The sequence below is a fragment of the Pseudomonas putida genome (assembly GCF_030159595.1).
In the GTDB taxonomy this organism is placed as follows: Bacteria; Pseudomonadota; Gammaproteobacteria; order Pseudomonadales; family Pseudomonadaceae; genus Aquipseudomonas; species Aquipseudomonas putida_AC.
The window spans coordinates 80731-93975 of sequence record NZ_BSKJ01000009.1 but is presented as its reverse complement, the minus strand read 5'-3'; the positions used below and the strand labels follow the sequence as shown (position 1 = coordinate 93975).

The 13245-nt window shown below is 59.6% G+C and carries 13 protein-coding genes; 8 read left to right on the top strand and 5 right to left on the bottom strand.

Translation table 11 applies throughout. From position 1 onward, the window contains the following. Positions 1-180: 180 nt before the first annotated feature. From QQL85_RS19910 to QQL85_RS19900, 3 genes are all read right to left on the bottom strand, one after another. A complete protein-coding gene (locus QQL85_RS19910; RefSeq protein ID WP_284356455.1) occupies positions 181-1050 on the bottom strand; it encodes an AraC family transcriptional regulator in 870 nt (289 codons plus the stop codon). 150 nt (positions 1051-1200) lie between these two features. After that, entirely contained in the window at positions 1201-1590 is a 390-nt protein-coding gene (locus tag QQL85_RS19905; protein ID WP_284356454.1) for a GFA family protein, read from the bottom strand. A gap of 84 nt (positions 1591-1674) precedes the next feature. Continuing rightward, positions 1675-3195, bottom strand: coding sequence for an NCS1 family nucleobase:cation symporter-1 (locus QQL85_RS19900; protein WP_284356453.1), 1521 nt, complete (start codon positions 3193-3195; stop codon positions 1675-1677). Between the two features lie 263 nt (positions 3196-3458). On the opposite strand from QQL85_RS19900, the gene QQL85_RS19895 reads away from it, so the two are divergent. After that, a complete protein-coding gene (locus QQL85_RS19895) occupies positions 3459-4493 on the top strand; it encodes a L,D-transpeptidase (RefSeq protein WP_284356452.1) in 1035 nt (344 codons plus the stop codon). A gap of 85 nt (positions 4494-4578) precedes the next feature. Next, positions 4579-5295, top strand: a complete 717-nt coding sequence (locus QQL85_RS19890; RefSeq protein ID WP_284356451.1) for a murein L,D-transpeptidase catalytic domain family protein — start codon at positions 4579-4581, stop codon at positions 5293-5295. Between the two features lie 16 nt (positions 5296-5311). Here the strand turns inward: QQL85_RS19890 and QQL85_RS19885 are convergent, their stop codons facing one another. Then, positions 5312-6004, bottom strand: a complete 693-nt coding sequence (locus QQL85_RS19885) for a tellurite resistance TerB family protein (protein ID WP_284356569.1) — start codon at positions 6002-6004, stop codon at positions 5312-5314. A 337-nt stretch (positions 6005-6341) separates the two neighbouring features. Between QQL85_RS19885 and QQL85_RS19880 the strand changes: the two genes are divergently transcribed. After that, complete coding sequence (locus tag QQL85_RS19880) at positions 6342-7604, top strand: NAD(P)/FAD-dependent oxidoreductase (RefSeq protein WP_284356450.1); 1263 nt, start codon at positions 6342-6344, stop codon at positions 7602-7604. Between the two features lie 39 nt (positions 7605-7643). On the opposite strand, the gene QQL85_RS19875 is transcribed toward QQL85_RS19880, so the two are convergent. Further along, positions 7644-8570 (bottom strand): LysR substrate-binding domain-containing protein, encoded by a 927-nt coding sequence (locus QQL85_RS19875; protein ID WP_284356449.1) that lies wholly within the window; start codon positions 8568-8570, stop codon positions 7644-7646. 280 nt (positions 8571-8850) lie between these two features. On the opposite strand from QQL85_RS19875, the gene QQL85_RS19870 reads away from it, so the two are divergent. The 5 genes from QQL85_RS19870 (at position 8851) to QQL85_RS19850 (ending at position 13194) form a co-directional block, all read left to right on the top strand. Further along, positions 8851-9744 carry a LysR substrate-binding domain-containing protein gene (locus tag QQL85_RS19870; protein ID WP_284356448.1) on the top strand — a complete coding sequence of 298 codons (894 nt, stop codon included), beginning with the start codon at positions 8851-8853 and terminating at the stop codon, positions 9742-9744. A 99-nt stretch (positions 9745-9843) separates the two neighbouring features. Beyond that, on the top strand, positions 9844-10548 hold the full coding sequence (locus QQL85_RS19865; RefSeq protein ID WP_284356447.1) for an SDR family oxidoreductase: 705 nt from the start codon (positions 9844-9846) through the stop codon (positions 10546-10548). A gap of 56 nt (positions 10549-10604) precedes the next feature. Continuing rightward, complete coding sequence (locus QQL85_RS19860) at positions 10605-11159, top strand: pyridoxamine 5'-phosphate oxidase family protein (protein WP_284356446.1); 555 nt, start codon at positions 10605-10607, stop codon at positions 11157-11159. 106 nt (positions 11160-11265) lie between these two features. Further along, positions 11266-11820 (top strand): helix-turn-helix domain-containing protein, encoded by a 555-nt coding sequence (locus tag QQL85_RS19855; RefSeq protein WP_284356445.1) that lies wholly within the window; start codon positions 11266-11268, stop codon positions 11818-11820. 27 nt (positions 11821-11847) lie between these two features. Further along, on the top strand, positions 11848-13194 hold the full coding sequence (locus QQL85_RS19850; RefSeq protein WP_284356444.1) for a glutamine synthetase family protein: 1347 nt from the start codon (positions 11848-11850) through the stop codon (positions 13192-13194). Positions 13195-13245: the final 51 nt, after the last annotated feature.

Sequence of the window (13245 nt, the reverse complement as noted above, 5' to 3'; positions counted from 1 at the left end):
CTCATGCCAGGCACTGATGCATGCTGGTAAGGCCTTCTGCTAGCCTGGGAAGCTACGAAAAATTAGGGTGTAATTTCGAAAGTGTATAAAAACAAGGACGGCGCTGGAGAGCTGGTGCGCCGGCCTTGAGTATTTATTTACAATGGGATTGTTCGGGGCCGGCACCAAAACTATCTCCGGCTACTTCAGCGGCACATAGACATCCGTCTGCCACTGCTCCAGCGGCGTTTCCGGATACACACTCAGGTACTGAAAGAACAACGGATGATCCCGCAGCTCTTCATTACTGGACGGCAACCAGTCCCGATAAAGCGGGTAGATGGTCTCACCAATGTAGTCAGGTGAGCCGGTATGCCGAATCACGGCACAACGCCCCGCCGGGATGACCCGTTCGTGCACGCCGAAATCATTGGGCTTTACGGCCTCGTCCAGCTCGCCACAAACGGCAAAGCGAAAGGCGTGGGCCGGCGTGGTGTCGGGGTTGTCGTAGGGGATGCCGAAGGTGCGGCTGCTGGCCACGGGCGACTGGCCACTGTGCATGCGCCATTGGCGAAAGCGCGCGACGCTTTCGCCGACCAGGCTTGGCGCCCCTCGGTGCTCAAGCGCGGCCACGCGGGTTTCGGCGAAATCCACGATACGGATCTGCATGGTGATACTCCTGGAAAGGTGAGGAACAACGAATACCGCACTCCAGGCCTGCCAGTTCGGCGCCTTGGCAAAAACGCTCGGCGCCATGCCGAAGGCACGCTTGAACGCCCTGGAAAAGGCTTCGGGGCTTTCGAAGCCAGCGCCGAATGCGGCTTCCAGTACCGGCGTTGCGGGCGAGGCGACCAGCTGATGCGCCGCACGTCGAAGCCTCATCAGTTGCACATACCGTGTAACCGGAACGCCCATGTATGCCGTGAATTGCCGATGAAAGTGAAACGCCGAGAAGTTGGCGATGCGGCTCAGGGCATTCACCGACAGGTCGCCTTCAAGGTGGCTGTCGATGTAGGCAAGTACGGCTTCGAACCGTTTTGCGTAGGTAGGGTTGTGCTGTGAGTCAGTCAACGAACGGAATCTCCGGAAGGTGCGGTGAGCGCTAGCATCCGTTGTTCAGGCATCGAAGTGCCTAGCCGTGATTGCTCAATCAGGGAGTGGCCTGACCATCGTATTGGATGGTACTGGCTTTGTGGGGTTTCGGATTAACCGCAAAGCTGGTCAGTCAGCACTACAGGCTGTGTACCAGGGGGCAGCAGAATCGACATGAACGTGTTTCTGCTTCTTGGGCAGAAACGGTGTATCAAGCGTGCCCAGCGCTATCGAAACCCAATCGGCAAACTCACCCTGGGTGCGTGACCAGAACAGGCTTGAGCCGCACTCGGCGCAAAACTCGCGCACTACTGTGGGGGAGGAGGCAAACGCCTTGAGGCTAGTCGCGCCGCGCAGTATTCGCAGCCTGTTGCGCGGAACGCTGCCGTATGAGGCGAATGCGGCCGCGTGGCTTTTGCGGCACTGGCTGCAGTGGCAATGGCTTACTGCCTTGGGTGGGGTAAGTAGCAGGTAACTGATCGCTGCGCACAGGCAGCTTCCTTGGTATGCCTCTTTCACTGGCGCTTCCGTGCAGGTGGAAAGCGCCAGCGTAACTGCCCCGGCTTGATCCGTCGACTGGCCAGGGCGGGTTGTTGGCAGCGTTCAGTGCTGCGCGCTATCCACCGCAATGCTTTCACCGGAAACGTCGGCATACCTGGCACTGCGGTTGGCAATGGTGTAATGAATCAACCCGCCCAAACCTGCCCCGAAGAACCAGGAGAACTGCGACAGCGTATCGAACGCCGGCACCAGCGCCAGCACGATGGCGATCAGTGCAGCGGGGATGAATGCCGCTACGGCACGCAGGTTGACCCCGCCGTTGTAGTGGTAGGCGGCCTCGGTGCTTTCGCTGTACAGCTGCGGCAGGTTCACCCGGCTGCGCCGCACCAGGTAGTAGTCGGTGACGATGATGCCGTACAACGGGCCGAGCAGGGCGCCCAGGCCGCCGAGGAAATACACGATCACGGATGGGCTGTTGTACAGGTGCCAAGGCAGGATCACCACCGCGATGCCGGCGCTGAGCAAGCCCGCGCGGCGGAAGTTCAGCAGGTTCGGTGCCAGGTTGGCGAGCACATAGGCTGGGGCGACGAAGTTGGCCATGATGTTCACCGCCACGGTGACGATCAGGAAGGCCAGGCAGGCCAGCACCAGGCCGGCGGTGTTGGGGATGGCGGCGACGATTTCGGTCGGGCTCTGCACCAGCTTGCCGTCGATGCTGAACTGCGCACCGGCAAGCACCACGGCGATCAGCGCGAAGCCGAGCATGTTCACTGGCAGGCCCCAGAAGTTGCCCACGCTGATGGTGCGCCGGTCCGGGCAGTTACGGGTGAAGTCGCAGAAGTTGAGGATCATGGTGCCGTACAGCGAGACCCACAACGCGGCGGCGCCGAGCACTTTCAGCCACATTGTCGAGCCGGTCGGCGCGTTGCCGCTGGACCACGAAATCGACAGGCCGCTGCGCCAGTACATCCAGCCCGCGAGGCAGGCGAAAGCGACCAGGATGATCGGCCCGGTGATGGACTCGAAGCGGCGCACCATCTCCATGCCGTAGGCGAAGATCGCCACCTGCACGCACCAGATGCCGAGGAAGGTGACCCAGCCCAGCGTTGACAGGCCAAGGATCGCGTTCTGATCGTAGGCCTTGAGGTCCGGCACGATGGCGGTCAGCAGAACGCGCAACACGACCGAGGCGAGGTAGGTCTGGATGCCGAACCAGGCGATAGCGATCACCGCGCGGATCAGGGCCGGGATCTGCGCACCATGGATGCCGAAACTGATCCGGCACATGACGGGGTAGGGCAGGCCGGTTTTCTGGCCCATGTAGCCGGACAGGTTCATCAGGCCGTAGATCACCAGCGCGCCGAGCGCGAAGGCGGTAAGGATTTGCGCGCCGCTCATGCCCAGGGCGAAGAGGCCGATGGCGAAGGAGTAGTTGGCGATGTTGTGCACATCGTTGGTCCACAGCGCAAACAGGCTGTAGCGCCCCCATGTGCGATTGGCCGCGCGGGTGGGTGCAAGGTCGGCACTGTAAAGGCGCGGGCTCAACGCCAGTTGACCGGGCTCGGTCGTATCGGCGGGGAGGGCATCAAGTTGGCCAACATCGGAACGTGAAATCGACGCCATCGGGACTCCATGATGGTTGTGCACTTTTATTGTTAGATTTGTATACAAACAAGATTCGTACCAACCCGTGACTTTTGTGGAATTCGCGGTTTTTGCGCCGTTCTACCGCCTTTTGTCGGTGCGAGTCAGGCCTTGAAGTGGGAAGTTCGTGCACATTTTTGTGCACAGTTGTTACCACCCGCGCGGGTTGACGCATTGAACGGGTGGCTTTGCGGGGAATGTTCCGACTAAGCTGACGGCAGGGTTCTATGGGGGGCTATTCGATGTTGCATGTACCGCTCGGACTGGGTCTGTTACTGGCTGCCGCCTTGGTCGAGGCGACACCCCTGCAGGTGCCGACCCCGGCCCAACTCAGGAGCCAGCTCGACAGCCTCAAGCCTGGCCAGTTTCTCTGGTACCCCCAAGTCTCGCCGGTGGGCCCAGTGACCGTTGTGGTCAGCCTTACCGAGCAACGGACCTATGTGTATCGCAATGGCATCGCCATCGGCGTCAGCACTGTGAGCAGCGGCAAGCCAGGCCGGGAAACCCCCACCGGGGTATTCAGCATCCTGCAGAAAAAGGTCGAGCATAAATCCAGCCTCTACAACAGCGCCCCGATGCCCTACATGGAGCGCCTGACGTGGGACGGTATTGCCCTGCACGCTGGCCATCTGCCGGGGTACCCCGCCTCCCATGGTTGCGTGCGGCTGCCGATGGACTTTGCCAGGAAGCTGTACGAAGTCACTGGTTTCAGTTCGACCACGGTCATCGTTTCCGACACCCACAGTGCACCGGTGGAGGTCTACCACCCCGGGGTGCTGGCGCCCACGGTCAGCGATGGCAAAGCCCAAGGCCCCTTGGTATTGAGCAATCAACAGTTCTGGAACGACCCATACCCGACAGCAGGGCCAATGTCGATCCTGATCAGCCGCGCCGACGTGCGCGCCTATGTGTTTCGCGGTGGCCAGTTGATTGGCTCGGCGCCAGCCCTTTCGCTTGAAGGCAGCCAGCATCGCAGTGGAATGGCGGTGTATTCCCTGCTGCAAAAGCCATCCACCCTGGCGCTCGATGGCGCGCTACCCTTGCGTTGGTCGGTGGTGGGCTTGAGTAACCCGGAGTACGGGAGCACGCCCTATGAGCAACTGGGCCAATTGAACATCAACCCGGAATTCCGCCGTCATCTACGCGCCGCGATGGACGTTGGCACGATGCTGGTTATTACCGACTGGGCGTCTACCCGGGATACCCGCAGCGATGGAAAATTCACGGTGATCAGCACCGAGGGCAGTGAAGAAGTTAAACCATTGGTCAAGAAATGATCGGCAATGCTGCAGGAATCAAGCAAAGTAGCCGCTTTTGGCTGCAATCAAGGCAACAACGGCCAGTTTTTCATCAGGGTAGTCCATGTCGATCTTCAAACCATTGCGAGGAGCCGCGCGGCGCTCGTTGGCCAGTATTGGCCTGTTTTTCCTCAGCGCCTGGCATGCCGCCCACGCGCAATCCCTGCCTAGCGCCGCCGAGCTGCAGCAGTTGGCGCCGAACGCCAGCCTTTCGACCCTGGCCTTGGCACTTACCGCCTACGCATGCGCCAGCCACAGCGACGCGGACAAGTTGCTGACGGTGATCGATTACTCCAAGGCCTCGCGTGACAAACGCCTGTGGGTATTCGACCTGCGCGCCAGGAAGCTGTTGTTCGAGGAATGGGTCGCCCATGGCAAGAACAGCGGCGCGGATGTGCCGACGGCGTTCTCCAACGCACCGAACAGCTACCAGTCGTCTATCGGCCTGTATGAGACCGGTCAGACCTACAGTGGCAAGCACGGTCGCTCGCTGCGCCTGCAGGGGCTGGAACCAGGGTTCAATGACAACAGCATGTCGCGGGCGATAGTCATGCATGCTGCCGCGTATGCCGACCCCAAGGTCGTGCCCGGGCTTGGTCGCCTGGGGCGCAGCCAGGGGTGCCCTGCTGTTCGGCCGGCCATTGCCGGCAAGCTGATCGAGACACTGCAACGCGGTAGCTATGTGTTCGCCTATTACCCGCAGCAGGACTGGCTGAAAACATCGCGTTTTCTTAACGCCCAGAGCTGTCCGCTGGCTACTCAGTCGATCGCCAGCAAGTAGAGGCCGTGGAGGGTAGTTACTGGCTACCCTTGGCCTGTTGCTCCAGGTGCACCTGCAATGTCGGATCGATTTGCAGTGCGCTGGCCAGTTCGTCCAGGTAGGCTCGCTCGGCGGGCTGCTGATCATCCACCAGCATCACGCTGGCCAGGTACATTTCCGCGGCCATGGCCGGGTCCTGGGCCGACTGTGCCACCTCGGCAGGGTCGAGTGGCTTGCTGACTTCCTCATCCAGCCATTGCTGGAGTTGCGGGTCGCTGGTGTGACGTTTGATTTCGGCGTATATCAGCTGTTCTTCTTGCTGGTCGATGCGACCGTCAGCCTTGGCTGCCGCGATCAGTGCGCGCAACACTGCATGGCTGTGATCTTCGGCCTCGGGGCCGGATAATTGATCGACCGTGCGTACGGCCTGTTGCGGTGCTGCTGCCTGGCTGCGCTGCCAGCTTTGATAGGCCTGGAACGCCATCATGCCCAACGACGCCAGGGCGGCGTAATTCGTGCCACCCGTTGAGCGCCCTTGAGTAGCGCCGCCAGCACCGCCCAACAGGCCACCCAGTAGACCACCAAGGCCGCCCGTTGCACTGCCGCCGCCAAGCAGCCCACCCAGCAAGCCGCCCAGGCCGTCTTGCGAGGACAGGCCACCGCTTCCTTGTTGTGTTTGCGAGCGTTGCCCGGCACGAAGCAACTGTTCGAGTAGATCACTGGTGTTCATGGCACCGCCCTCGGTCGGTAGTCGTTGCCCAGACAGACAACGATAGCCCCTGCGACCGAAGGTGGCCAGGTTGCCCCGATGCTGATAGTTGAAGGGCGCATCAGCGGGCTTGCCCTTCAAGCGTCGACCAATGTCGTTGGCGATGTACTTCCCTTGTTGTTTGGCTGCCGGGGTGATGCCTGTAACAGACTGACCGTCCAGAGGCATGTGCTGGCTTTTTTTGGAGCGCCCTCAGCCTGTAGCATCGCTACTGGCTGGGCTTAATATTTCTGGTTAGTGCGAGGCAATTTAATCTGGCTTCATAACAGCGGAAACCACTAACCCGCTGAGAAATAACATGGCCTACCAGCAAAACTCATCGTCAAAAGACGCTTCCTGGCAGATAAATCTTCCGCAGACCGAGACTACCCCGAAGCAGGGTACTTATGATGTCGTCATTATCGGCGGCGCCACCATGGGGGCATGCACTGCCTGGTTTCTGGCGTCGAACCCCGACTTCAAGGGTAAAGTTCTGGTTGTCGAACCAGACACCACATTCGCCAAGTCACAGACCGGCGCATCGAACAACTGCATGCGGCAGCAGTTTGCGAACCCTATCAATGTCAGAATCGGTCAGTTTGCCGCCGAATTTGTGAAGTCATTCCGTCAAAACCTGGGTGGAGATCCCGCAATACCAGATCTCCCGATCCGCAATTTCGGCTATCTCTACCTTTCCGATAATACCGATCTCACATCCGTGCTCGAGCGGGATCAGAAAGTTCAAGCGGAGAATGGTGCCGGTACGCGTATGGTGGATCGAAAGGCGATCGCTGCTGAATATCCGTTCTATCGGCTGGACGATATTGAAGCGGGTAGCCTGAACACGCAGGACGAGGGCTACTACAACGCGCCTCTGATGGTGGAGTGGTTGATCAAGAAATCGATTGAACGTGGCGTGGATTATGTCCGCAACAAGGTGGTTGCCATTGGCCGTACAGGCAATAAGGTAACCCATGTCACGCTGGCATCAGGTGAGGTCATCAAGGCAGGCCATATCGTCAATGCGGCGGGAACCCGTGCGGGTCAAATCGCCGCCATGGCTGATCTTGAACTCGATATCCAGCCTAAACGGCGGTATACCTACATCTTCCGTGCAAAACACCCGCTGGATCGTGACCTGCCACTCACCATCGACCCTACTGGGGTCCACTTCCGCCAATTTGGCGATGATTACCTGGTTGGCTGCCCGCCATTGGGCGAGGATGAAACCGTCGATTACGATGATTTCACCGCTGAATCGGGTATTTGGGAGAAGAAGATTCACCCCATACTTTCCCACCGTATTCCGCAGTTCAGCGATGTGGAGGTCATCGACAGTTGGATCGGTCATTACGACTTCAATACCTTCGACTACAACGTCGTGATTGGCCCTCATGACGTGGTGTCTAACTTCCACTTCAGCAATGGGTCTTCCGGCCATGGTTCGCAACAGGGGCCGGCTGTTGGGCGCGGGATCGCGGAGCAGATTATCTACGCGGAGTTTCGCTCACTTGACCTGTCGCCGTTTCTTTACGCCCGCTTTGCCAAGGGTGAGCGTGTAATCGAGCGGGCTGTGATCTGACGGTTTTCTAGTGGCGCTGGGCCTTGCGCTCAGCGCCGTTCATTTCAACCCGGTGCGTGCGTCGACTTCGCTGAGCAACCAGGTAACGACAGTTGATATGGCAGAGTCGGGCGTGATGGGCTCAGCCGTCACTACATAAAAACCGTGTTCGGTTTCCAGAGGGTAAGCGCCAGCAAATGCCCTTGTCAGCGCGCCTGTCTTAAGTGAAGGGGTCGCCAGCGGTTCAGGAATCAACGCAATTCCCATCCCTTGTTCAGCAGCGTCAAGCGCCAGGTTGGCCTGCGAGAAGGAGGGCCCTGAGAAACGGGCACCCGGCAACCCGTAGGCGTCAAACCAACGTGTCCAGTTGTTATGCGTGTCTGAAATCAGCGGTACGTTCAGTACATCCCGAGGACGCTGCCAACCGCCGTATCCACTCAAGGTTGGAGAGCACACCGCAATGCTGCGCCCCGGCAGCAAGAAACGTGCAGCTGTGTCGAGGAAAGGTGGCGCTCCCCATCGGATCGCCATATCGACGCTGCTCGGGCCTTTCAGTGGTCGCGTGACATCTGTGGCATCTATCATGATGGATATTCGTGGATGCTGTTCAGTCAGTCGCGCAAGGCGAGGTAGTAACCAGCGACTGGCGAATGCTGCCGTCGTGCTGAGTGTCAGTCGATAGGGGTCATTTTCGCTCCCGGTGTGTAGCAGGACCCTCGTAGCCTCTTCGATGATTCCCATGGCCAGGCGAACGCGATTGACGTAGTCCTGCGCGACCGGAGTTGGGGCCAGGCCACGCGGCAGGCGGGTAAACAACTTCATACCCAGTTTTTCCTCCATGACGCGAACCTGCTGCGCGACCGCGCCCTGCGTAACGAAGAGTTCGTCGGCTGCGGACCTGAAGCTTCCAAGCCTGGCGGTAGCTTCGAATGCAATAAGCTGGTTGTGTACAGCTTGAGTCATACGGCGCGCGTCAGTGACCTTCATCCTGTAGCCCTCCTGCAACACGATAGTCGCCAGGCCGTAATCATGTCGCTGCAGCTCGACTTGACGCAGGCTGGACTGTTCTCATCCGGGCGAGGTTTGCGAGCGTTTCATGAAAGGGCCGGTTAGCAAACAATGTTTATCTACTGGCACGGGTTTCTCTGATGACTTTCAGGGAGTAGCCTCGGCACGGTGAATCTTTCGAGCCTGATCAGGTTATCAACCTTGCGCAGGGATCAGAGAGGCAGAAAAAATTAGACAATTCGATAGAATTTCCATTGCCATGTCAGACGGTTTCCCTGATTTGCCCTCGCTGAATGCGTTGCGTGTTTTTGAAGTGGTGGCTCGCCACTTGAACTTCCGTGTGGCTGCCGAGGAGCTGGGCGTGACCCAGGCAGCCGTTGCCCAGCAGATACGCGGGTTGGAAGCGGGCCTGGACCTGCGCTTGTTTGAACGTCTACCGCGTGGTTTGGCGTTGACCGATGCAGGCCAGGGCTACAGCGCAAGCATACGCAGTGCACTTGCGATGATCGACGAGGCAACACGCCTGCTCAAGCCACAGGCATCTCACCTGACGGTCAGCGTTACACCTACCTTTGCCTCGAAATGGCTGATTCCCAGGCTCGGCGACTTTGCGCAAAACCATCCAGACATCGATTTGCGTGTACTGGCCACCGATCGGCTCTCTCATTTCAGCACCGATGGCGTGGATATCGCAGTCCGTTATGGCAAGCCTGACTTCGGAGCAGGGTTGAATAGCGAGCTGTTGATGGAGCAGCGCATCGTTGCAGTGGCCAGCCCAAGGTTGTTTGATGGAAGCGAAGTTCCCGTCAGCTTTGAACAGCTTCAGGGCTTCATCATGCTTCACGATGCCCATAATTTCTGGCCTCAGTTTCTTGCGGATATGTTCCCGCAGCATGCGCAACCAACCGCCAGGAACCTGCGCTTCAATCAGACCTCACTGGCCATTGAGGCAGCAGTCAACGGTCAAGGCATTGCGTTGGCCAGCCTCGCGTTTGTCGGTGAGGACATCGCCGCAGGCCGGCTGATACAGGTTTTTACCCGGCAGCTCAGGCTCGACAAGTCGTTTTACCTGGTGTGGCCACGCAAGATGAAGCAGCCGGATTCGTTGAGCCTTGTCCAACACTGGCTCAAGCAACAAGCTGTCGATAGTTAATCTATTGCAACAGTAAAGCTCAGCTGTCTCCCTCGCCACTGGGGCTGCTGCTAAGGTGAATGCACCTAAGTAATCAGTGTTGAGCGATCTGGAGGCAGCATGTCAGTAGAAAAAGTTGCGATTATCACGGCGGGTGGCAGCGGCATGGGCGCGGCAGCGGCACGGCGCCTGGCCGCCGATGGCTTCAAGGTTGGTATTCTTTCCTCTTCGGGCAAGGGTGAGGCGTTGGCTGCCGAGCTTGGCGGCGTTGGTGTAACCGGCAGCAACCAGTCGGTTGAGGACCTGCAACGCTTGGTCGACGCCGTTGTGCAGAAATGGGGCCGTATCGATGTGCTGGTCAATAGCGCCGGCCATGGTCCGCGCGCGCCGATCCTGGAAATCAGCGACGAAGATTGGCACAAGGGCATGGATACCTACCTACTCAATGTCATTCGTCCGACTCGCCTGGTGACGCCTTACATGCAGCGTCAGAAGGGCGGGGTGATCATCAACATCTCTACTGCCTGGGCGTTCGAACCCAGCGAGCTGTTCCCGACTTCTGCCGTCTTCCGCTCTGGCCTCGCCGCGTTCACCAAGATCTTCGCCGACAATTTCGCCGGGGATAACGTGCGCATCAACAACGTCCTGCCAGGCTGGATCGACAGTTTGCCGGCCACCGAGCAGCGCCGCGACAGCGTGCCGCTCAAGCGTTATGGCACCAGTGAAGAGGTCGCGGCGACCATTGCGTTCCTCGCTAGCGAAGGCGCCGCCTACATCACTGGGCAGAACATCAGGGTCGATGGCGGCGTAACACGCAGCGTTTGATCGCCCGTGGCCGCAGCATGCCTGCGGCCCTCGTTTCAGGGAACATGGATGACTTCATGCTGGACGATCTGTTTCAGTTTATCTGGACGCAGTTGGCGATCCCGGTCGGCCCCGTGCGCAACCCTTATCGGCTCATGCAGCTGTCCACCCTGAACGAGCAAGGATGGCCTGTCTCCAGGACGGTTGTGCTGCGTGATGCCGATGCCCGTGCAGGCGCGCTGTACTTTTACGCGGACAGGCGTTCGGCAAAATGCACGCAGATAGCCGTTGACCCACGCGTTGCACTCACGGCACTGAGCCCTTGCGGCCTGACGCAGGTGCGCATAGAGGGGCTTGCCATCCTGATCGACGATATCGGGCATCGACGACGCTGCTGGTCGGCAGCGCGTGACAAGACACAGGCATTGTTCCGCCATGGCGCAGTGCCGGGGCAGGTGGTTGAAAGCCCAGAAGTCATCAACGAACGCATCCAGGACGGTTTCGAGCACTTTGCAATTATTTGCATCGAACCGCGAGCCCTGGAGTGGTTGGATCTCACGCGACCCGTTCAGCAACGGGCTCGTTTCTTGCGCCATGAAGGGGGGTGGCAATCCACCTGGCTTGCTCCCTGAGGCAGGCTTCTGGCTGCACATCTCCATCTCCAGGCTTGACTCGTGAAATTTTTCATGTAATTTTTCATGAAAAATAACTCTAAAAATTTCACGGCAGTCCGAAACGATGAAGATGCACGAAGAGGTTGAAGCCCTCGCGATCCTTATTCACGACCTGCGCAAATTCAAGAACCTGACCCTGGGTGAGCTGGCCGAGCGCATCAACCGCTCGGTTGGCTTCCTCTCTCAGGTTGAACGCGGTGTCTCGCGCCCGACTGTGGCTGACCTCACCGCCATCAGCGAAGCGCTCGGCGTATCCACCGCGTACTTCTACAACCTGAGCAAGCCCCGCAGCATCGGCTGGGTCACGCGCCCCCACGAGCGGCGCACGCTGTACCTCGAGGCGGGCATCACCGATGTGCTGGCGTCGCCCACCATCGCCGGCGCCTTTTCCCTGCTCGACAGCCATCTTGAGCCAGGCGCCAGCAGTGGCGAGGACTACCTGAGCGACCGTTCCGAGCAGGGCTGCTTCGTGCTCGAAGGTGAACTCACGGTATGGCTGGACCAAGGCGAGGCCGTGACCCTGCAGGCCAACGACTGCTTCCAGCTGCAACCCCACGCGCAGTTCCGTTACGCCAACCTGACGGCAAAGCCCACCCGCGTGCTCTGGGTCTTCAATTGAATTCGTTCAACTCACAAGGATAAGAAGATGAGTGTCATCTTTCCGGATCTGCTGACTGAAGTGCGCTCGTTCCGAGCGCAGCACCCGGCCATACGTTATGTCGACCTGATTGCGCTGGATATCCCCGGGCATTTCTACGGCAAGCGCTACCCCATGGACATGCTGGAAAAGGTCGCAGCCGGCGCGCCGCTGAAGCTGCCGCAGAACTGCGTGCTGCTTGGCACCCAGGGTGGGCTGTACCCCATTGGCGACTACTGCTTCGCCGACGGCGACCCGGATGCCGCCCGACGCCTGGTGCCGGGCACCCTGAAGCCGGTGCGCTGGGAAAAGGAAGTGATCGCCCAGATGCTGATTACCTCCGATGGCACCGCCGAGCCGATCGAGTTCGAGCCCCGTGAGGTGCTGGCCCGCGTTATCGAACGCCTGGCCAAGCGTGGCATTCGCCCGGTGGTGGCGTTCGAGCTGGAGTTCTACCTGTTCGACCGCCAGTTGGATAACGGCCTGCCGCAGTACCCACGCGACACGGCGACCGGGGATGAAGACGATCAGCCGAACATGCACATCGAGCGGCTGTCGCGTTTCTCATCAGTGCTGCACGAAATGGTGGATGGCGCCAACGAGCAGGGTGTGCCAGCGAACGTCATCACGGCGGAGCTGGGTCCAGGCCAGTTCGAGATCAACTTCTCCCACAGCGACGATGCCCTGAGCGCGGCGGATTGGTCGGCGCTGTTCTGCCGCAGTACGCGTGGTATCGCGATGAAGCACGGCTACCGTGCCAGCTTCATGAGCAAGCCATACCTGGAGGCGCCAGGCAGCGGCATGCATGTGCATGTCAGCCTGTACGACACCGCTGGCAATAACATCCTGGCGGGTGCTGAGCAGCGCAAATTGCGCCATGCAGTAGCCGGGTGCCTGGAGTTGCTGCCGCACTGCATGCCGATCTTCGCCCCCAACCACAATGCCTACCGCCGCTATGGCGCCATGGTCAACGCGGCGAGCAAGGCCAGCTGGGGGTTCGAAGACCGTGATGCGTGCATTCGCATTCCCGAGTCCGACCCGCGCAACCTGCGCATCGAGCACCGTCTCGCGGGCGCCGATGCCAACCCGTACCTGGTGCTGGCGGCCATCCTGACCGGCATGGAGCATGGCCTGGACCGCGGCGTCGAACCCATCGCCCCGCTGAACGAAAACCGCCAGAGCGGCATCGACTTCCCCAAGGATGCCCTCAGCGCCCTGGCCGCCATGCGTCACCACCCGGTGGTCAATCAAGGCTTGGGCAGTGAGTTCGTGATGGTTTATTGCGAAAACAAATACCAGGAGCAACTGGACTTCATGCGCCACATCGATGCCCGCGAATACCGCTGGTTCCTGTAGCTGGCGCCGTTCGGACAGCGACGCTTTATCAACGTTCAAACACCACGCGCA